This is a genomic window from Nannocystis punicea (genome assembly GCF_026965555.1).
Lineage (GTDB): Bacteria > Myxococcota_A > Polyangia > Nannocystales > Nannocystaceae > Nannocystis > Nannocystis punicea.
Genome location: NZ_CP114040.1, coordinates 11,859,805 through 11,879,328, shown reverse-complemented (window position 1 = coordinate 11,879,328; position 19,524 = coordinate 11,859,805). Strand labels below are relative to the sequence as shown.

The 19,524-nt window shown below is 73.6% G+C and carries 15 protein-coding genes; 6 read left to right on the top strand and 9 right to left on the bottom strand.

Translation table 11 applies throughout. From position 1 onward, the window contains the following. Positions 1 to 162: 162 nt before the first annotated feature. A complete protein-coding gene (locus O0S08_RS45635; RefSeq protein ID WP_269035807.1) occupies positions 163 to 1,053 on the bottom strand; it encodes a hypothetical protein in 891 nt (296 codons plus the stop codon). A gap of 834 nt (positions 1,054 to 1,887) precedes the next feature. Here O0S08_RS45635 and O0S08_RS45630 point away from each other — a divergent pair. After that, positions 1,888 to 3,132 carry a CapA family protein gene (locus tag O0S08_RS45630; RefSeq protein WP_269035806.1) on the top strand — a complete coding sequence of 415 codons (1,245 nt, stop codon included), beginning with the start codon at positions 1,888 to 1,890 and terminating at the stop codon, positions 3,130 to 3,132. 351 nt (positions 3,133 to 3,483) lie between these two features. Continuing rightward, the gene (locus tag O0S08_RS45625; RefSeq protein WP_269035805.1) at positions 3,484 to 3,672 is read left to right on the top strand and encodes a DUF1328 family protein; all 189 of its coding nucleotides are present in this window, start codon (positions 3,484 to 3,486) and stop codon (positions 3,670 to 3,672) included. A gap of 141 nt (positions 3,673 to 3,813) precedes the next feature. On the opposite strand, the gene O0S08_RS45620 is transcribed toward O0S08_RS45625, so the two are convergent. The 4 genes from O0S08_RS45620 to O0S08_RS45605 form a co-directional block, all read right to left on the bottom strand. Beyond that, the gene (locus tag O0S08_RS45620; protein ID WP_269035804.1) at positions 3,814 to 4,926 is read right to left on the bottom strand and encodes a tRNA dihydrouridine synthase; all 1,113 of its coding nucleotides are present in this window, start codon (positions 4,924 to 4,926) and stop codon (positions 3,814 to 3,816) included. After that, positions 4,923 to 5,258: a hypothetical protein gene (locus O0S08_RS45615; RefSeq protein ID WP_269035803.1), complete on the bottom strand. Its 336-nt coding sequence runs from the start codon at positions 5,256 to 5,258 to the stop codon at positions 4,923 to 4,925. The genes O0S08_RS45620 and O0S08_RS45615 overlap by 4 nt, the downstream gene beginning before the upstream one ends. 67 nt (positions 5,259 to 5,325) lie before the next feature. Continuing rightward, positions 5,326 to 6,426, bottom strand: coding sequence for a 6-phosphofructokinase (locus tag O0S08_RS45610; RefSeq protein WP_269035802.1), 1,101 nt, complete (start codon positions 6,424 to 6,426; stop codon positions 5,326 to 5,328). 7 nt (positions 6,427 to 6,433) lie between these two features. Continuing rightward, complete coding sequence (locus tag O0S08_RS45605) at positions 6,434 to 7,465, bottom strand: aspartate-semialdehyde dehydrogenase (protein ID WP_269035801.1); 1,032 nt, start codon at positions 7,463 to 7,465, stop codon at positions 6,434 to 6,436. A gap of 193 nt (positions 7,466 to 7,658) precedes the next feature. On the opposite strand from O0S08_RS45605, the gene O0S08_RS45600 reads away from it, so the two are divergent. After that, positions 7,659 to 12,080, top strand: a complete 4,422-nt coding sequence (locus O0S08_RS45600) for a serine/threonine-protein kinase (protein ID WP_269035800.1) — start codon at positions 7,659 to 7,661, stop codon at positions 12,078 to 12,080. A 258-nt stretch (positions 12,081 to 12,338) separates the two neighbouring features. Next, positions 12,339 to 13,172 carry a hypothetical protein gene (locus O0S08_RS45595; protein WP_269035799.1) on the top strand — a complete coding sequence of 278 codons (834 nt, stop codon included), beginning with the start codon at positions 12,339 to 12,341 and terminating at the stop codon, positions 13,170 to 13,172. 12 nt (positions 13,173 to 13,184) lie between these two features. On the opposite strand, the gene O0S08_RS45590 is transcribed toward O0S08_RS45595, so the two are convergent. Both O0S08_RS45590 and O0S08_RS45585 read right to left on the bottom strand, forming a co-directional pair. After that, positions 13,185 to 14,036, bottom strand: coding sequence for an MBL fold metallo-hydrolase (locus O0S08_RS45590; RefSeq protein ID WP_269035798.1), 852 nt, complete (start codon positions 14,034 to 14,036; stop codon positions 13,185 to 13,187). Positions 14,037 to 14,203: 167 nt separating this feature from the next. After that, the gene (locus tag O0S08_RS45585; protein WP_269035797.1) at positions 14,204 to 15,139 is read right to left on the bottom strand and encodes a nucleoside hydrolase; all 936 of its coding nucleotides are present in this window, start codon (positions 15,137 to 15,139) and stop codon (positions 14,204 to 14,206) included. A 437-nt stretch (positions 15,140 to 15,576) separates the two neighbouring features. Here O0S08_RS45585 and O0S08_RS45580 point away from each other — a divergent pair, with 437 nt between their 5' ends. Next, positions 15,577 to 16,650, top strand: coding sequence for an ADP-ribosylglycohydrolase family protein (locus O0S08_RS45580; protein ID WP_269035795.1), 1,074 nt, complete (start codon positions 15,577 to 15,579; stop codon positions 16,648 to 16,650). Between the two features lie 323 nt (positions 16,651 to 16,973). Continuing rightward, positions 16,974 to 17,411: a hypothetical protein gene (locus O0S08_RS45575; protein ID WP_269035793.1), complete on the top strand. Its 438-nt coding sequence runs from the start codon at positions 16,974 to 16,976 to the stop codon at positions 17,409 to 17,411. A gap of 59 nt (positions 17,412 to 17,470) precedes the next feature. Here the strand turns inward: O0S08_RS45575 and O0S08_RS45570 are convergent, their stop codons facing one another. Next, entirely contained in the window at positions 17,471 to 18,841 is a 1,371-nt protein-coding gene (locus O0S08_RS45570) for a sensor histidine kinase (protein WP_269035792.1), read from the bottom strand. Next, positions 18,838 to 19,503 carry a response regulator transcription factor gene (locus O0S08_RS45565; protein ID WP_269035791.1) on the bottom strand — a complete coding sequence of 222 codons (666 nt, stop codon included), beginning with the start codon at positions 19,501 to 19,503 and terminating at the stop codon, positions 18,838 to 18,840. The genes O0S08_RS45570 and O0S08_RS45565 overlap by 4 nt, the downstream gene beginning before the upstream one ends. Positions 19,504 to 19,524: the final 21 nt, after the last annotated feature.

Genomic DNA, 19,524 nt, shown 5'->3' with positions numbered 1-19,524 from the left:
AGGCGGCGGGTCACGCGGGCTCCTTGCTGAGGCGCGAGGCGCCCGAGGGGCGCGAAGGCGGCGAGGAGGCGGCGGGTCACGCGGGCTCCTTGCGGACGAGGTGGGCACGAGGAGCAGGCGCGAGGCACCCGAGGGGCGCGAAGGCGGCGAGGAGGCGGCGGGTCACGCGGGCTCCGTCAGGGCGCGCAGGTCGAGGCAGGGGACGCGGCGCGTGTCGGGGTCGTAGCCGCCGGGGGTGAAGGTGCCGGCGAGCAAGGTGGTGACGCGGACGGTGAGCTCGGCCGGGCCGGGGGTGGTGGCGAGCTCGAAGGCGGCCCAGCCCTGGCTGTCGCTGATGAGCCAGCGCGCCCGCGGGACGCCGTCGAGCTCGAGCTCGAGGACGGCGGGGGCGTCGTTGCGCAGGCGGCCGTTGAAGTCGGAGAAGCCGAGGTGGCCGCGCAGGCGCGCGCCGAGCTCGACGCGGCCGCGCAGCTCGAAGGCGGCGCCGTCGTTCATGTCGACGGCGAGGCAGCGGCGCGGGCGGTAGGCGATCTCGGCGTGGCGGACGGTGGCGCGGCCCTGCTTGCAGACCCAGGCCCGCTGGACCTTGCGGCAGGCGCCGGCCCCGTCGGGGGTGAGGAGGGCGGGCGGATCGAGGATGTCCCACAGGACATGTCCCGAAGGCGCTGCGAAGTGGTGGAGGGCGAGCGGGCCGAGGTCGTCGACGCCGAGCGGCTCGGGGACGAGCTCGTCGAGGTCGGCGCGGAGGTCGGGCGTGAGCGGCTCGCCGAGCGCGAGGACGTGGAAGCGCGGGGCGCCGTGGAGGTCGGGGCGGCCGAGCGAGCGCTGCAGGGCGGGGAGGTGCCGGCGCGCGACGGGGCCGAGCCAGTCGTCGGCGAGGACGACCGGCTCGTCGGGCGGGAGGGCGGCGAGGGCGGCGGCGGCGGCGTCCCAGTCGGCCGGGGCGAGGAGCGAGCGATAGGCGCGGGCAGCGGCGATCCACTCGACGGCAGCGACGAGGCCGACGAGGCCGAGCAAGATCGCCGCGCGGCGACGTGTCGCGTCGAGAGGCACGGGGCGCAGTGTAGCGAACGAAGCGGGCGAGGGGGAGCCGCCCGGGAGGCGGCAGAGGCGAGGCGTCGGCCGCGATCGGCGCGGAGATGTGTTCGCGAGGACACGGGCGGTGCGGGGGTGGGCGACGTCGGAAGGCATCGAGCTGGTGCGTGGGACGAGCTCGGAGAGTGATTGGGTCGCGGTGGAAGATGGTCCGCGGGTCGGCGAGGCGCGGCCGGGCTTCACGAAGGCGAGCAGGATCGCCTCACGTGTGGCGTGTGCGGATGTTGCAATGTCGCGGCGGGGCGGCTTCGGGTGAGGGGTCTCGGACTCGGTGAGATGTCCGATGAGACATGTCAGTGGAGAGCGCCGCCGCCGAGGTCCTCGTGGCCCGGCGCCGCTGCGAATCACGGCCATACGCTTCTGTCCTTCGGGACAGTTCTCTGCCGAGGGTCGAACTGCGGGAGGGCGGCGCCGGCGGGGGTCGGCCGGGGATGGATGCCACGGGAATCAATCAGCGCCGACGATGAGCAGGCACGACGAGAGCAAGATGTTCAGGGGAACGAATCGGGTCGGCGGTTCAGCAGGATCTTGCAGGCCACGGCGACGTCGAAGCGGCACCAGTCGCGGGACGAGGAGATCCGGCGGGTCGCGGTCGGTGCAGGCGAGCGCGAACGTGGCCGTCACCGGGACACGCCTCGCCCAGATTCGAGCGCTCGGGGTCGCGGATCGAGGCGCTTCACGGATGTGTCCAGAGCGCGATTGGGGACGGCCCCGCGGAGCGGCTGGCGGCGAGGACAGCGCGAGCGCCGAACTCTTGCGTCGGCCGGAGGTTTGGGCGTAACTCCGCCCGCCGTGCCCGGTCTGGTCCGCGTCGTCGTCGCTCTCGCTGCTCTCGGCTCCGTCGTCGGCCTCCCGGGGTGCTCGGGGGCGGGGCGCGACAGCGCGACGGTGGCTCAGCCGACCTCGCCGTCGGTGGCGCCGGCGCCTGTCCCGGAGGACAGGAGCGAGCCGGCGCCGCCGCGGGCCAGTGAACCTGTCCCCGAGGACAGCAAAGAAGTGAAGCCCGAGGAGGCCCGGGTCGAGCCGGCGGCCGCGCCGGCGCGCGAGCCGATCGAGCTGACCTTCGTCGGCGACATCATCTTCGGCCGCTACCGGGCGACGTCGGGCTTCGACCCGATCGTCGGCGAGGGCGAGCGGCCCTTCGACGAGATTCTGGAGACTATGCGCAGCGACCTGCTGATCGGCAACCTCGAGACGCCGCTGGTGTACGAGCTGCCGGCGAAGAGCCCGATCGGGGCCAAGTTCGCGTTCGGGGCGTCGAAGGCGATGGCCCAGCACCTGGTCGACGGCGGGTTCGCGGCGCTCAGCCTGGCCAACAATCACTCGTTCGATCAACGGGCCGAGGGGCTGCTGCAGTCGCCGAAGATCCTGGAGGAGCTGGGGATCGTGCCGCTCGGGGCGTCGCGCAGCGAGCCGCCGGTGTTCCGCGTCGAGACGCTCGAGCGCCGCGGGTGGAAGGTCGGCCTCCTCGCGGTGACGTCGCGCCGCAACGCGCCGCAGTTCCCGAACACGCCGGAGCTGCCGTTCCTGTCGACGAACGATCTTGAGAGCACGCTCGGGCCGCTGATCGACGGGGCCAGGGCGACGCATGACCTCCTCATCGTGTTCGTCCACTGGGGCGAGGAGTACGCCGACGCGCCCGGGGCCCATCAACAGCGGCAGGCGCGGGCGCTGCTCGACCGCGGGGCCGACCTGGTGGTGGGGCACCATCCGCACGTGCTGCAGGCGATCGAGCAATACGGCAAGAAGGCGATCGCGTACTCGCTGGGGAACTTCTTGTTCGAGAACACCCACGAGGTCCCGCGATTGACCGGCGTGCTGCGGGCCCGCTTCACGGGGAAGTCGTGCCTCGAGGCGCTGACGTTTCATCCCTCCTATATTAAACGGACGCCGAGCAAGCATCCGGTGCCTGCCATCAAGGGGATGGGCAAGACGGTCCGCGCGCGCATGCTGACGCTCAGCGAGGCGCAGGGGACGAAGCTCGAGACGAGCGGCGAGGACCTGGTGCTGCGGGGCGACTGCGCTTCGGCTCCGTGACGGTTACGAACGCGGCGACGCCGTCCACGTCGCGGGTGACCGCGCCGACGAGCTCCCCGACGCACGACCTCGGCGCTTCGCGGACGACCCGGGTGTGTGTATCCGGCGATCCGTCGAGCCACGTCGGATGCTCCGTCGATCGTCGATACGAGAGAGGCGCTCGCGTGCATGGACGAGCGCGATGGATCGCCGGGCCAGGTTCGATCGGGCATGGCGCTTCGAACATCAAGAAGGCGTCAGGGGGCTTCGCGCGGCGCGCCGGCTGCGACGTGGGTTGCTCGAGTTCGGCAGCGCGCTTGACAGGTACGGCGGACCGTTTCATGAAAAGTGCGAAGACGCGAGGCGAGGGAGATGCTCATCTGGACGGTCAGCTTCTTGACGCTCGCGCTCCTCGCAGGAGCGCTGGGGTTCTCGGGATACACGAGCACGACCCCGAAGGTCACGGCGACCACCGCGTCCGGAATGGCGCGCATGCTGTTCCTGGTGTTCCTGTTCGCCGCCCTCGTCACTCTGGGCCTCGGCTTCTTCCGGGGCTGGTGACAGCGCTCTCCTGCGCGACGTCGCCTGCGTGCGGCGCCGCCCGGTAATAACTTCCGTTCGTTCGACAAGCAGACGCAGCACCCCCGCGCAGGCAGGACTCGACACACGGCCTGCGCGGGGTTTTTTATTTTTTATAGATAGCTATGCGTCGGCCATGCCGGCGAGGTGAGCTGCGATGGGCGGCCAGGCGACGGCGGTCTTGGTCGCGTGGAAGTGGGGTTCGACGCGGGGGTCGAGCTGGGCGGCCAGGCGCAGCCATTGCTTGACGCGGGCGACCGCGCGGCCAGGCTCCAGCCCGTCGTCGCGCATGGCGGCGTGGTAGTCGCGCACGATGTCGGCCAGCTCGGCGAGCGGGAACGGGACGTCCTGGCGCGCGCCGCGGATGATGGCGAACAGGTCGGGGCGGGCCATCGCCGCCCGGCCGATCATGAAGGCGTGGCAGCAGCTCTGGGCTGCACAATGGGACAGGTCCGAGGGGACACGCAGGTCGCCGTTGGCGACCACGGGGATCGGGACGGCCGCGCGGGCGCGGGCGAGGTCGGGCCAGCGGACGGGCGGCTGGTAGAGCTGGGTGCGGGTGCGGGCGTGGACGGTGAGCCAGGCGGCGCCCCCGCTGGCCGCGGCGACTGCGATCTCCTCGAGGCCGTCGCTCGAGTCCCAGCCGACTCGGACCTTGGCGGTGACGGGGATGTGCTCGGGGACGCGGTCGCGGACGCGGCCGACGATCGCGTGGATCCGCTGCGGCGCGCGCAGCAGGCTGGCGCCGCCGTCGTGGTTGTTGACGGTCTTGGCCGGGCAGCCGAAGTTGAGGTCGATGCCGGGGGCCCCGAGCTCGGCGGCGCGGCGGGCCGTCTCGGCCAGCGGCTCGGGGTCGCCGCCGAGGAGTTGCACGTACACGGGGACGCCGGCGCGGGTGTGGCCGCCGTGCGCGAGCTCGGGGACGTCGCGCAGCAGCACCGCCGCGGGCACCGGATCGCGGGTGACCCGCACGAACTCGGAGACGCACAGGCTGATGCCGCTCTGGCCGCCGAACTGGTCGGTGAGCAGGCGGCGGTAGACCGCGTCGGTGATGCCGTCCATCGGCGCGAGCGCGAGGTAGAGGCCGGGCTCGCCGGGGCGGGCGGCGACGCGGTGACGGTCGCCCCAGGTCGCGGACCAGCGGGCGACGCTGTCACGGCGCATGTCCTCGAGGACAGCTTCGTCGACGCGCCGGCCGGGGTCGGCGACGAAGCGCTCGCAGGCACCGATCGTCATCGCTCGGGGTCGTCTTCGTCGTCGACCTCGGCCTCGTCGGTGGCGAGGTCGAGGTCGAGCTGGTGGTCGAGCTCGCTCGACCACGGGGCCAGCAGCAGCTCGTAGCAGCGGGTCTGCACGATCTCGCCGAAGGGGTCGCGGCGGCGCAGCTGGCGGCAGAGGAAGCCGCTCGGCGTCAGGCGACGGGCGCCGAGCAGGGCCCAGATCGCCTGCTCGACGGCCTCGGGCGTGTAACCGCGGCCGACCAGCGCGTCGACCAGCTGACCCATCGCCACGCCGCGGGTACCGGCACCGTCCGCGTGCTCGAGGATCGCCTGACTGATTCCGTCCATGGGAGGCGGGAGGATGGCGCGGCTTGCGTCGGGCCGCAACCAAGATCGCGCGCGGCCGAGCGGGCGCTCAGGCGTCGCCGAAGCTGATGCCAAGGCCGCGGGCGTGGGCGACGAGCTGGCCGTGTGGGTCGACGGCCCGCATCTTCTTGACGGCGAGCTCGAGCGGCACGGTCTTGATGTCGGGCGGCTGTGACGAGACGAGGACGCACCGCTCGCCGCGCAAGGCGGCCTCCACGGCCTCGACGCCGAGGCGGCTGGCGAGCAGGCGGTCGTAGGCGGTGGGCGTGCCGCCGCGCTGGATGTGACCCAGCGCGGTGACGCGGAGCTCGAGCTCGGGGACGATGGCGGCGATCTCCTCGGCCACGCGCTGGCCGGCGCCGCCGAGGATCGTCGACGGGCCGAGGCGGCCGGAGGCGACCGGCCGCTGGGTGACCTCGCCGCCGACGCAGGCGCAGCCCTCGGCGACGACGACGAGGGCGAAGTGACGGCCGCTGGCGAGGGTGCGCTGGAGGTCGCGGGCGACGTGAGCCGGGGCGTACGGGAGCTCGGGGATGAGGACGACGTCCGCGCCGCCGGCGATCCCGCTGTGCAGGGCGATCCACCCGGCGTGGCGGCCCATGACCTCGAGGATCATGGTGCGGTCGTGCGACTCGGCGGTGGTGCGCAGGCGGTCGAGGGCGTCGGTCACCACCTGCACGGCGGTGCCGAAGCCGAAGGTCTCGACGGTGGCGTCGAGGTCGTTGTCGATCGTCTTCGGCACGCCGATCACCGCCATGCCGCGGCGCGCCAGCTCGAGCGAGATCGCCTGCGAGCCGTCGCCGCCGACGTTGATGAGCAGGTCGATGCCGAGGGCCTGGGCCCGCGCCAGCAGCTCGTCGCCGCGGTCGCGCGGGAGGCCGCCCGGGTCGCGCCAGGCGAACGGGCTGCAGCGGTTGGTGGTGCCGAGGATGGTGCCGCCGCGGCCGAGGATCGGCGCGACCTCGATCGGGGTCAGCGCGCGCACGGTGGCACCTGTCCCTTCGAGCAGGCCGTTGAGGCCGTCCTCGACGCCGAGCACCTCGATGCCGGCGGCGTGGGCCCGCAGGACGACGGCGCGGATCACCGCGTTGAGGCCGGGGCAGTCGCCGCCGCCGGTCGCGATCGCCAGCTTGCGCGGTGGGTTCGGCATCTGTCCTTCAGGGCAGGTTGCCCGGGGCCTGCAGGGTGGGGTCGACGGCGGGGAACCAGCGGGCGGCGATCCGCACCGCGTTGGTGGCGGCGCCGAGGCGCAGGTTGTCGGCGGCGACGGTGAAGCAGAGGGTGGTGGGGTCGTGCGGGACGACGCGGACGCGGCCGACCAGAGCGAGGTCGCGCTCGTGCACGCAGGCGAGCGCCGACAGGCCGGCGCCGTCGGCCGTGGGGACGACGCGGAGGAAGGGGCCCTCGGCCCACGCGGCGGCGACTGCGTCGAGGGACACGGGCCGCTCGCAGGTGAGCCAGACCTGCTCGTAGTGGCCGACGGCGACCGGGACGCGGCAGGCCTGGGCGGAGATCGGCAGGTCGGGGAAGGCGAGGATCTTGCTGCTCTCGGTCATGAGCTTGCGCTCCTCGGCCGAGAAGCCGCTGTCGTCGGTCTTGCCGTTGTGCGGGACCGTGTTGCCTGCGTACCCCGCCGGCGAGAAGGCGGCGCCGAGGCGGTTCTGGGCGGCGTAGCCGACCTGAGCGTCGAGCAGGAACTGGTCGAGCGCGGCGATGCCGGCCCCGCTGATGGCCTGATAGGTGGACACCGCCAGCCCGCGAACGCCGAAGCGGCGGCGCAGCGGGGCGAGCGCGAGCGTCAGCGGGATGGTCGTGCAATTGGGGTTGGCGACCAGGCGGACCTCGTCGGCGACCAGGCCGTCGTTGACGCCGGCGACCACCAGCGGGACCGCAGGGTCGCCGCGGTAGGCGTTGCTCTTGTCGATGACGCGGTAGCCGAGCGCGAGGAGCCGCGGCACGTAGCGGGCGCTGTGCTCGTCGTCGAGCGCGACGAACGCCAGCTCGCCGCCGCCGGCGTCGAGCGCGTCGAGGTGGTGCGCCGCCGTGACCTCGAAGCGGCGGCCGTCGACCTCGAGCTCCTGGTCGCGGCTGGCGTGGAGGGCGAGCTGCGCGCCCGGCCAGGCGCGCGGGATGAGGTGGAGCAGCTCGCGGCCGACGAGGCCGGTGGCGCCGAGGATGCAGACCCGCATTGTGCGCGGAGTGTAACACGGGTCCCCCGCTCGCGCGCGCTCCGCGTGGAACGGCCCGGCGAGCCCGTGCGGACGTTCGTCGGACAGATGGTCCATCAAACATGTCGCGAAAGACATGTTGTGGGCGCCCGCCCAGCGCCCGCCCGATCGCTCCGACTTTCGGCCCGTCGCAAGTGGTTGGCATACTCGCCGGGTGAGCGAGCGGTTGAGTGATACCGCCGAGGTCCAGCCGGACTCGGGAGAGCCGTCGCGTATCAGTCACGCCGACACGCTGACCAGCGAGGGCTCGCCGAAGCCCGGCGACGCCACCCACGACGAGCTGCCGTCCGACATCCGCCTGGGCCGCTTCACCCTGCTGCGCGTGCTCGGCCGCGGCGGCATGGGCGTGGTCTACACCGCCTACGACGAGCTGCTCGACCGCGTCGTCGCCATCAAGACGGTCCGCAGCGACCGCGAAGACTCGAACCTGCTGGCGCGAGTGCTGCGCGAGGCCAAGGCGCTGGCCAAGCTGTCGCACCCCAACGTGGTCCAGATCCACGACGTCAGCGAGAGCGAAGGCCAGGTCTTCATCGCCATGGAGTACGTCGACGGGCCGACGCTGCGCGCGTGGATCGAGGCGCGGCGCGAGGTCGGGGCGGGCTGGCCCGAGCTGCTGGCGGTGCTGATCCAGGCCGGTCGCGGGCTGCAGGCGGCGCACTCGGCCGGGCTCGTGCACCGCGACTTCAAGCCCGACAACGTGCTGGTCGGCGCCGACGGCCGCGCGCGCGTGCTCGACTTCGGCCTGGTGGTCGCGCGCGGCGAGCCGGAGCCGCGGCGGTCCGGCGCGCCGCTCGGCAGCACCGAGCAGCTGCTGACGCGCACGGGGGCGATCCTCGGCACGCCGGCGTACATGTCGCCCGAGCAGTGGCTGGGCCGCCCGGCCGACGCGCGCTCCGATCAGTACAGCTTCTGCGCCGCGGTCTACGAGGCGCTGTACGGGGTGCGGCCGTTCTCGGGGGGGCACGCGACCGAGGTGCTGGCCGCCATCTCGCACGCGACGCCGGAGTCGAACCCGCGGGCGCCGGCGATCCCGGCCCCGATCGCGGCGGCGCTGCGGCGCGGCCTGTCCTTTCGGCCAGATGCGCGCTTCGCCGACATGGCGGCGCTGCTGGCCGCGCTCGACCACGACCCGGCGGCGACGCGGCGGCGGCGGCTGCGGGTCGCCGGGGTCGCGCTGGTGACCGCGGTGGTGGTGATCGCGGCGGTGCTGCTGGCGCAGGGGCTGCAGCAGCGCTGGCGTCGCGACCGGCGCGAGGAGGACGCCGCGGCGGCGCTGGCGGAGATCGAGGCGCGCATCACCGAGGCCCGGGCGGGCCGCGACCCGGGGACCGCGGCGCGGCTGTTCGCCGGCTTCCTCGATGAACCTGGCCACAAGGACACGTCGGCGATCGCCCGCGCGTGGCTGGCCGAGGCGGTCCGCCGCGAGGCCGACGGCGACCGGCGCGGGGCGATCTCGGCCCACGGGCGCGCGTTCACTCTGGCACGTGACCCGAAGGACAGCCGCGAGGCGCTGCTCGGCCTGGTCGGCCTGTTCCGCGCCGAGCTGGCGTGGGACCGCCTGGCGCAGGTGCTGGCGCTGCTCGACCAGCGCCACCCGGAGGCCGCGGCCGACCTTACTCTGGCGTCGGTGCGCGGCGACGTCGCGCTCGCGCAGCGCGACTTCGCGGCGGCCGCGAGCCGGCTGGTCGGGCCCAAGCGCGAGCTGGCGCGCGCGCTGACGACGGCCCACCGCACCGCGTACGCCGACGTGCGGCGGGCGTTCGGGCGCGTGGGCGACGAGGTGTGGCTGCTCGAGCAGGGGCTCGGCGCGCCCGTGCTGCACGCCGCCACCGCCGACGCCGCCCTGGCGCCGCGGTGGCAGCACGCGTTCCCGGCCGGGACGCAACGCGTCGAGCTGGTCGACCCGCTCGCCCGCCGCGTGGTCGTGTGGGCGGACGGGCTGGCGTTGTACGGGCCGAAGGCCGGCGGCGGGCTCGAGCAGATCTACGCCTGGCCCGAAGAACAGGTGTACGCGGCGGCGGTGGCCGACCTCGACGGCGACGGTGCGCGTGAGATGTACTTCGGGACAGGTGCGTCGTGCCAGATCACCGCGATCGTCCCCGACGGGGCCGGCGGCTTCAGCCGTCGCACCGTCTACGACGTCGACGACAGCGTCGAGTCGGTGGTGCACTCGATGCTGGTGACCGACCTCGACGGCGACCGCCGCGAGGAGCTGGTGGTCGCGTTCGGCGGCTGGCGGGCCTACGACGTGCGCGTGCTGCGGCTGGCGCCGGGGACCGGCCGGCTGGTGGCGGTGGCGCGCGACAAGATCGGCCACGCCTTCGGACTCGGGGCGCTGCCCGGGGTCGACGGCGAGGCCCGGGTGGTGGCCGAGGTGTTCCACAGCGAGCCCAACCCGCTGGTGTTCCCGCCCGACCGGCCGTTCGGCGCGCCGGCGGGGACGTACCTGCTCGCGCTGGCCGGCGATCGGCTGGTCCGTCGCGCGCACGTGCCGTTCGTCGTCGGCGAAGACGCCCGCCCCCGGGCCGCGGCGGCGCACTGGCAGCCGCTGGTCGGCGACGTCGACGGCGACGGCCGCGGTGACTTCGTCAATCACTACTTCGACCGCGATGCCCTCCATTCGGTGGTGCAGCTGCAGGACGAGCGCGGCGGGTTCGTGCCGGCGGTGCTCGACGGGATCGAGGTGCTGCAGCTGGTGCAGCTCGACGACGACCCGGCCGAGGAATTGCTGGCGCGGGTCCACGAGCCGGGCGGCGCGGCCGAGCTGTGGCTGCTCGGGGCCGGCGAGGGGCGGCTGCCGGTGCTTGAGCCTGTCTTTGAGGACATGTCCGATCGGTCCGGCGTCACCGACGAGGCGCTGCGGCGGACGTTCGCCGGCGCCGACGATCTGCGGCGGCTGGGGCTGTTCGCCGACGCGGCCGAGGCCTACGAGGAGCTGGCGGGGCGCAGTCCGCCGGGCGAGCTGCGCAGCGGCGCGCTGCTCGACGCGGCGGGCCTGCGCGAGCGGCTGGGCGACGACGCGGCCGCGCTCGCGCTCTACCGCGAGGCCGGGGACGGAGGGGACGCGGCCGCGGCGCTGCAAGGGGCGTTCCGCTCGCACTTGCGGCTCGGCGAGTACGACCGGGCCGTGCGCGCGCTCGAGTCGCTGCGCGCGCGACCGGGGCTGGCGGCGGGCGAGGCTGCGGACCTGCTCGCGCAGCGCGAGCGGCTGGTGCGGGCGACCTACGAGCAGCCGCCGATCGACCTCGGCTTCGCGCGGCCGCTGGCGCCGGCGTGGACGATCGCCGACCCGCTGGCGCTGCGCCGGCGGCCGCTCGACGCGGCGCTCGAGGTCCGCACCGCGAACCCGGGCGTGCTGGCCGAACTGCCGCTCGAGTGGGACGGCGAGACGATCGATCTCGGCATCGACCTCACCGTCGAGCACACCGAGTGGAGCTCCCAGCTGATGCTCGAGCTGGTGCCCGAGGCCGAGCCGGAGCGGTCGGTGCTGCGCCTCGGGGTGCGGACGCACGGGACCAGCCGCGGCGGCCAGCCGACGCTGCGCGAGTACCAGTGCCACGCCGGCGGGCGGGCGCTCTACATCAACTACGAGCCGGCGGTGGTGCCGGCGGACCCGGCCGCGAGTTCGCGGGTGCGGCTGCGGGCGTTCGCGGTCGCGCCGCTGGGCGAGTTCGGCTGCGTGCTGACGGACCGCGAGCGCGACGAGTCGCGGACGCTGCGCGAGCGCTTGCCGACGCGGCTCGGGCCGCCGGGGCGCTATCGGTTGATCTTGCGGGCCGGCGGCGACGTGCCGGCGTGGTTGTCGGCGCGGGTCCATCGGCTGGCGATCCGCGGGGCCCGGATCGTCGAGCCGGCGGCTGGCGATCCGCAGCGCGCGGCTTTGGTCGCGGCGGCGGTCGAGGGCGAGGCGGTGGCGACTCTGGCGGCGCTCGCCGAGGTGGGGCCGGCGGGGCCGCGCGAGCAGGCGTTGCAGGCGCTGCTGCTGGTTCAGACCGGGCGCGCGGCCGAGGCGGAGCCGCTGTGGCAGGCGCTGCTCGCCAGCGAGGACGCGGCGGCCCGCGCGGCCCTGCACACGCTGCTGCGCGGGCACCACGCCGAGGTCGGGCCTGTCCTTCGGGCCATGTCGGAGCGGGGCTACCTCGACCTGCTGGCCGAGGCGTGGCGCAACACCGCGATCAATCACCTCGAGGACCCGCGGGTTGCACCTGTCCTTTTGGACATCCTCTCCGGCCTGGCGCCGGAGCGCCTGACGCCCGTCGGGAGCAGCCCGGCGGAGCTGCTCCGCGCGGCCGACCTGCTGACCTGGCGGGCCCGCCTGCAGCGCCTCGCGGGCCGGCCGGACCGGGCGCGCGACGATTTCTCGCGGGCGCTCGAGCTGTGCCGCCGCGCCGACCAGGCGGTGTCGCTGCGGGCGAGCATGCTGCTGCTCGAGCTGGCGTCGCTGGCCGCGGAGGCCGGCGACCGCGTGCTGGCAGCAGGTCACGTCGAGGCGGCCCGGGCCGCGGCGAACATGCCGCTGCTGGTCGACGACGTCGTCCGCGCGCGGGCGGAGCTGGCCTCGCTCGCGGGGCCTTGAAGCGGCCGCAGGAATGTCCATGTGGACATGTCCATGTGGACATGTGAACGCATGGGAGCGGCCGGCGCTCGCGAATGTCCTCGGGGACATGGGCCTGGTGATGCCGTCGGGGATGCCCGGTGCGGCGCGGAGGCCTCGGTGCCCTGAGCTGCGTGAGCCGGATGACCCGAGAGACACGCATCGCGTTGCGTCGAAGCCGAGGCCCGGGGGGAAGGCCCCGGTTCCGCGAGCGCGGGGTCTTCGGTTATGCTGACGGATATGCGCTTACGTCTGGCCTTGATCGCCTCGTTGTTCGTCGGGCTCGGGCTGTTGGTCGTGTTCGTCGGCGGGGCGCCGTCGACGGCCGACGGCTCGACGACAGAGGGGGCCGGGCCGCGCGCGACGGAGAACGAGCCGCGCGGCGGGAGCGGGGCGACGGAGGGCAACGAGCCGTCGCTGATGAACCGCCGCCTGGCAGGTTTCACGGAGGGGTTTTTGGAATTGATGGCGCGCGTGCCGACGCCGCCGAGCCACGAGCAGGTGCAGGCGGGTGCGCAGGTGATCGCGCTGTTCAACGAGTTCGACCTCGAGGCCGCCGCGGGTCTCTATGAAAAACCTTCGGTGGGGCAGGAGGAGTGGGTGCAGTGGCTGCGGGCGGGCGTGGGCGAGTGCGGGGCCGGCGAGCCGATGATGGTGAAGGACGACTCGGTGCGTTACCGGCACCCGTGCGAGCGCGGAGAGCTCGAGGTGCAATTCAAGCTGTCGCCGGAGAGCGGCAAGATCGGCGGGATCATGATGGGCGCGCGCGGCATCCCGCTCGCCGACCCGGTGCGCGAGGCGGCCGAGACGGTGATGCGCCTGTACGACCAGTGGGACCCGGCCCTGTTCCGCGCCAGCTTCAGCGAGAAGTTCGAGGAGGAGAAGATCCGCCGGTTCCTGCTCGACGTGCGGTCGAAGCACGGCGACTGCTCGCTCGGCGAGCCCGACCTCGTCAGCGTGCGAGGGGCGCTCATCCTCCTGAACTGCGAGCGGTCGACGCGGCTGATGAAGATCGAGCTGATGCAGGAGGACGACCGGATCAAGGTCCTGTCGATCCGCGATCCGCGGCAATGAAATTTTAATAGATCAGGGCGGGTCGACGGGCAGGGTGCGGTTCGGGGCGAGGATCGAGCGGACGAAGCCGGCCCGTGAGATCTCCCCGCCCGAGCCGAGGTCGGCGATGTCGGGCCCGAGGTCCGAATAAACGGCGGCGGCGACGGTCCGGGGGTCCTCGGTGCCGAGGCGCTCGGCGGCGCCGCGGATCCGCCCGGCCTCGCGGTCGATCCATTCGGCCATGTCCGAAAGGACACGTGTGCCGTCGGGCTTGATCCGCCCGTGCGTGGGCAGCACGACCAGGTCGGCGGCCCGGGCGGCGACGCGGCGCAGCGAGGCGACCATGTCGTCGGCGGCCGACTCGAACCAGCCCTCGAGCGGGCGCGAGGTGTAGAGGTCGGCGGTGAGGGCGTAGGTGGTGGCGCCGTCGCGGGCGACGAAGGTGATGTGATGGGGCGTGTGGCCGGGGGTGAGGACGGCCTCGAGGGCGACGGAGCTGTCCTCGAAGACAGCCCCGGGGTCGTACGGCTCGACGGGGCCGCTGGGCTCGGGGTGGCCCCAGTAGATGGCCCGGTACGCGGGGATCTGCGCGGTCGTGGTGACGATCGGGACGTGGTGACGCGGGACGAACACCGGCAGCTCGCCGAAGGCGCGGCGGATGGCGGCGATGTTGCCGACGTGATCCTCGTGCTGGTGGGTGCAGACGATCCGCCGCGGCGGTCGCTCGCACAGCAGGGCGAGCAGCTCCGCGGTCGCGACCGTGCCGCCGGCGTCGATCAAGGTGTCGCCCAGGCGATAGACCGAGTGCTGGCTGCGCCCGGTCGGCGTGCCGAAGGCGAACGACAGCCGCTCGAAGGGTCCGTGCCGGGTGCGCTCGACCTCCACGCGCTCCGCGTTGTAGCACGGCAGGCCGCGCGAAGGTCACGCAGGGAGGTGCGAGAGGTCGCGTGCGTGCGATGCGGGTGGAGGCGTAATCGTGCGCACCACGAGGGTGCGCCGAGAGGTCGTGAGCGCGAGGTGGCGGTCGAGCGCCGGCCCAGTGAGCTGTCTCTTCAGACAGCAGCGTCGGCGCCCGCGGCGAGCAGGGTGCGCACGAAGCGGGCGTGGTCGTAGCCGGTGATGATCCACGTGTTCGAGCCCGGGCACAGGCGCGAGCCCCAGCCGCCGCGAGCCCGGTAGAGCTCGACCTCGGCCCACTCGCCGATCGCCTCGTCGATGGCGCAGCAGGCCGCGAGCGGGTCGTGGAACTTCTTCCCCTCGCGCTGCCTGTCGAGGTAGACCTCCATGCCCTGCCAGATGCGCTGCAGGGACAGGCTGCGGTGCTTCACTGCGGCCACGGCGGCGTGCAGGTCGGCGTCGTAGTACACGCCGTGGCACACGTTTTTGGCGACGAAGCGGCGCACGCCGATGCCGGGGTGGACGAGCGCGGCCTCGGCGGAGCGCGGGTCGCCGTTGAGGTTGTAGGTCGGGCAGGTGACGAGGCCGCGGAACTTGTCGAGCTGGCGCTCGGGCGGGACGACGCCCTCGCCGGCGAAGCCGCCCTGGACGACGAGGCGGCCGACGCGGAAGTTCGGCAGGCGCAGCGCGGCGCCGAGGTTCTTGAGCGGCGCGCCGGTGACGAGGGTGGTCGATTCGTCGCAGTGCGCGTGCAGGACCTCGCCGCCGGGCGCCGCGTCGCGCGACGGGGGGATGTCGCCGTAGGCCTTGTAATGCCACGAGGACACGCACACGCCGCGCGGACCGTGGCGGCCGTCGCCAGGGCCGTTGCCCTCGCGGACCGAGCGCGGCTGATGATCGAGGTCGTGCGCGCCGACCGGGATGTCGCGTCCGAACCATTCGAGCGCGCGGCGGACGACGCCGACCTGATCGGGCGTGCCGGGGGTGACAGTGACTGCCTTGAGGTTGACCTGCGGGTGACCGAGGAGCAGCAGCAGCGTCAGGAAGTCGTCCGGATCGCCGGTCTCCATGTCCCATACCACGTCGATCATCGCGCCTCGCCTCTCTGCGACCGGCGATGATGCCCGCGCGCGCTCGGATGCGCAACGCGTGGGTCGCCGGGCGAGACCCCGTGGGGGCCGGGGTTCGAGCGAGGTCGCGCGAAGCGAGCGCGCGGGCCGGGGCGAGGTGTGGCAGCGGGAGTCGGCGAGGTGGCTCCGCGACAAGTTGCGCGTGCTCGGGCCGTCGAGGTCGACGAATTGTCAGGCGGCTCGCGCGACGAATTGTCAGCGGCCGCGAGCGTGTGCGCGAGGAGGAAGGGGCGCGGGGCGAGGTTGTCGGGGCGCGTCGAGGTCGTGACGACGACGAGACGCCTCGCGTCACGATGTCACGCGTCGGCGAGGACGCGGGTGAGGCGGTGACGTCCTGTCCACGCGAGGTCGCGCGACCGGGTGGCTCGCGAATTGCTGTGAGCGAGCCGGAGGTGCACATGGAGTTGAGAGACGCGATCGTCGGCTGCCTGCTCGGGGGTGCGGTGGGAGACGCGATCGGCCTGCCGTGGGAGGGCCTGTCGCGGGCGCGGATCGCCGCGGCCGTCGGCGCGGGGCCGCTGCAGCACGCGCTGATCGGCGCGCGCGGGATGATCAGCGACGACACCGAGCACGCGTGCATGACTGCGCAGGCGCTGCTGGCCGCGCCCGACGACTCGCGCGCGTTCGCCCGCTCGCTGGCGTGGCGGCTGCGCGGGTGGCTGCTCGGCCTGCCCGCGAGCGTCGGCTGGGGCACGCTGCGGGCGCTGGTGCGGCTGTGGCTCGGCTGGTCGCCGGAGCGCAGCGGGGTCGACTCGGCGGGCAACGGCCCGGCCATGCGGGCCGCGATCCTCGGCGCGTGCGTGGGCGACGACCCGGTGCGGCTCGCGGCCTTCGTGGCCCGCTCGACGCGGATGACCCACGCCGATCCGCGGGCGCTGGCCGGGGCGCTGGCGATCGCGCGCGTGTCGGCGGCGATCGTGTACGACGACGGGGCCGACGAGCCGGCGGCGCTGCTGGCGGAGCTGGCGGCGGCGGCCGACGACCGCGAGCTGGCGGCGGCGCTGACGCTGGCGGCGGAGCACCTCCGGCGCGGCGAGTCGGCGGAGGCGTTCGCCTGCGCTTTGGGACAGGTCCACGGGGTGTCGGGCTACATCCACCACACCGTGCCGGCGGCGCTGTACTGCTGGGCCCGCGCGCCGCGAGACGTCGGCGCGGCGGTCGAGCAGGCGGTGCGCCTCGGCGGCGACACCGACACTGTGGCGGCGATCGTCGGCGGCCTGGCCGGTGCCGCCGGCGGTCCGGCTGCCATTCCGGCGCAGTGGCTGGCCGGGCTCCACGAGGCGCCGCGTTCGGTCGCGTGGATCACCCGGCTCGGCGACCGCCTGGCCCGCTGCTTCGGCCAACGGCCGGCCCGCAGCGACGAGGGGCCGCTGCCGATCTCCTGGCCGGCCCTGCTGCTGCGCAACCTGAAGTTCACCGCGATCGTGCTGGCCCACGGGGTCTCTCGCGTGCTGCGACCGCGTGGGGCGTGACGGTCGCCGGTCTTTCGCGTGCTGCCCCGCGCGGCGCGATGGTCGCTGGCGCACGAGACATGTCCGTCAAGACATGTCTCGTATGAGCCGCGAAGTTCACGGCAACGTAGTGGCGTACGGGTCGCTCGCGTGCTGCGCCCGCGGTCGCTGACGCAGAAGACATGTCCAATCAGGCATGTCTCATGGGTCATGCTCGAGACTTCGGCGGATAGTCCTCGAATGAGGAGGCGCGGGAGCCGCGAGGTCGACCGAAAAAAGTTACGGCCTGATGTCGAATCGGCCGGTCCGGCTTCGACGTGGAGGTGACGGACAGGAGAACGGCCATGGAAGACCACGGAACGGTGAGAATCACGAAGTCGGGCCCGGTCGCGGGGGTGCTGCGGCGCGTCGGCCCGGTGCTGGCCGGCTTGCTGACGACGGTGGTGCTGTCGGTGGCGACCGACGCGTTCATGCACTCGAGCGGGGTCTTCCCGCCGCTGGGGCAGCCGATGGCCGACGGCCTGTTCCTGCTGGCGCTGGCGTACCGGTCGGGCTTCGGGGTCGCCGGCGGGTTCGTGGCCGGCCGGCTGGCGCGGCGCCGGCCGATGCGCCACGTCGCGGTCCTGGGGCTGGTGGGGCTGGTGCTCAGCGCGCTCGGGACGATCGCCACCTGGGACGCGGGGCCGGAGTTCGGGCCGAAGTGGTACCCGCTCGCGGTCCTGATCACCGCGTTCCCGACGACCTGGTGGGGCGGCCTGCTCGCCGGCCGCAGCAGGTGCTGAAGGACATGCTCAAGAGGGCATGTTCTAGGGAGCAGGCCCAAAAGGGCATGTTCGAGAGGTCAGGCCTCGGAGGCGCGCTGGAGGGTCACGGCGAACACTGCGCCGGGGCCGTCGTCGGTGGCGACCATGACGGAGCCGCCGTAGGCGTGGGCGATCTCGCGGGCGATGGTGAGGCCGAGGCCGGTGCCGCCGTCGTTGGCGCCGCGCTCGCGGGTGCCTCTGTAAAAGGCCTCGAAGATCTGCTCGCGCTCGGCGGGCGGGACGCCGGGGCCCTCGTCGCGCACGCTCAGCTCGACGCGGCCGGGGCCGGGGCGGCAGCGGACGCGGACCGTGCCGCCGGCGGGGGTGTGGCGGACGGCGTTCTCGAGCAGGTTGCGGAGCAGGCGGACCAAATCGTGGGCGCGGCCGACCACGCGCGCGCCGGGGCCGTCCCACTCGATCGTGACGCCCTTGGCGTCGCTCTCGTGGCGCACGAGGGCGATCGCCTCCTGGCCGATCTCGGCGATGTCGACCGGCTCGCCGACCTCGTCGCCGGCGGCGCCCATGCGCGCCACGGCCAGCAGGTCCTCGGTCAGCCGGCGCAGGCGCGAGGTGCTCTCGAGCGCCTCGCGGATGGCCCGCTCGTACTCGCTGGCGTCGCGTGAGCGGCGGAGCGCGTGCGACAGCTCGCCGTAGAGGGTGGTGAGCGGCGAGCGCAGCTCGTGGGCGGCGTTGGCGACGAAGCGCTGCTGCAGGCCGAGGAGCAGGCCGAGGCGCTCGATCATCGCGTCGATGTCGCGGGCGAGCTGGACGATCTCGCGGTCGCCGTGCTGGAGGTCGATGCGCGCGGCGAGGTCGCCGGCGGCGACGCGGCGCGCGACCTCGGCGATCGTGCGATGGTCGCGGGTGAGGCGGTGGACGACGGCGAGCGCGACCAGGACGGTCCACACCAGGGCGACGGCGAAGCCGGTGGCCATGGCGCGCTCGAGGAAGCGGGCGTCGTTGTCGAGGTCGGCGCGCGGGGCGGCGAGCAGCAGCGAGATGCCCTCGTGCGAGGGCAGGTCGACGTGGACGGCGCGCAGGTGCTCGTGGGCCGACCACAGGTCGAAGCAGTTGCCGTCGGGCGGCGGCAGCTCGGACAGCGGCGGGGGGTCGCGCTGCCACGAGAGGGTCTGGGCGATGACGCGGTCGCCGGAGCCGTAGATGACCGCGTACTTGGTGAGGGGGCCGACGTCGTTGGCGAACGGGCCGGGGCGGTTGGAGATGGCGAGCTCGTCGCCGCCGAGCTTGTCGGCCTCGGCGGCCTCCTCGCGGGCTTCGCGGACGAGGGCGAGGTCGAGCTGGTGCTCCTGGCTGGCGTTGACGGCGAGGGTGACCGCGATCGACGCGGCGCCGAGAGTGACGAGGGTGATGGCCGAGGTCGCGACGACGTAGCGGACGCGGAGGCTCATGGCGAGTCGCGGCGGAGACGGTAGCCCTTGCCGCGCACGGTGTCGATCATCCACGCGTAGTCGCCGAGCTTGTCGCGCAGCCGGCTGATCTGCACGTCGATGAGGTTCGAGCCGGGGTCGAAGTGCGTGGCCCACACCTGGGTCAGCAGCTCGGAGCGAGCGACCACGCGGCCCTCCTGGCTCGCCAGGCACAGCAGCAGCGCGTACTCGCGGCCGGTGAGGTCGACCGGCTTGCTCTCGATGGTGACGACCCGGCGCAGGCGATCGATCTCGAGGACGCCGACCTGCAGGCGGCCGAAGCCCTGCGTGCGCCGCATGAGCGCGCCGATCCGCGCCAGCAGCTCGTCGATCTCGAACGGCTTGACCATGTAGTCGTCGGCGCCGGCCTCGAGCCCGAGCACCCGCTCCGAGACCTCGCCGCGCGCGGTCAACATGATGATCGGCGCGACCGAGCCGGCCCGCCGCAGCTCGCGGCACACCGCCAGGCCGTCGATGTCCGGCAGCATCCAGTCGAGCAGGATGATGTCGTACTCGACCGAGCGAGCCTGGCGCACGGCGTCGGCGCCGTGGGTGCACTGGTCGGTGACCCAGCCCTCCTCCGAGAGGACGCGGGCGATGAAGAGCGCCACCTTGACGTCATCTTCGACGATCAGCGCCTTCATGGGTCGAGAAGCATACACGCC

Coding starts and splice junctions, on each gene's coding strand:
- O0S08_RS45625 (WP_269035805.1), top strand. CDS start 3,484: ATGCTCATCTGGACGGTCAGCTTCTTGACGCTCGCGCTCCTCGCAGGA.
- O0S08_RS45620 (WP_269035804.1), bottom strand. CDS start 4,926: ATGACGATCGGTGCCTGCGAGCGCTTCGTCGCCGACCCCGGCCGGCGC.
- O0S08_RS45615 (WP_269035803.1), bottom strand. CDS start 5,258: ATGGACGGAATCAGTCAGGCGATCCTCGAGCACGCGGACGGTGCCGGT.
- O0S08_RS45610 (WP_269035802.1), bottom strand. CDS start 6,426: ATGCCGAACCCACCGCGCAAGCTGGCGATCGCGACCGGCGGCGGCGAC.
- O0S08_RS45605 (WP_269035801.1), bottom strand. CDS start 7,465: ATGCGGGTCTGCATCCTCGGCGCCACCGGCCTCGTCGGCCGCGAGCTG.
- O0S08_RS45595 (WP_269035799.1), top strand. CDS start 12,339: ATGCGCTTACGTCTGGCCTTGATCGCCTCGTTGTTCGTCGGGCTCGGG.
- O0S08_RS45585 (WP_269035797.1), bottom strand. CDS start 15,139: ATGATCGACGTGGTATGGGACATGGAGACCGGCGATCCGGACGACTTC.
- O0S08_RS45580 (WP_269035795.1), top strand. CDS start 15,577: ATGGAGTTGAGAGACGCGATCGTCGGCTGCCTGCTCGGGGGTGCGGTG.
- O0S08_RS45575 (WP_269035793.1), top strand. CDS start 16,974: ATGGAAGACCACGGAACGGTGAGAATCACGAAGTCGGGCCCGGTCGCG.
- O0S08_RS45570 (WP_269035792.1), bottom strand. CDS start 18,841: ATGAGCCTCCGCGTCCGCTACGTCGTCGCGACCTCGGCCATCACCCTC.
- O0S08_RS45565 (WP_269035791.1), bottom strand. CDS start 19,503: ATGAAGGCGCTGATCGTCGAAGATGACGTCAAGGTGGCGCTCTTCATC.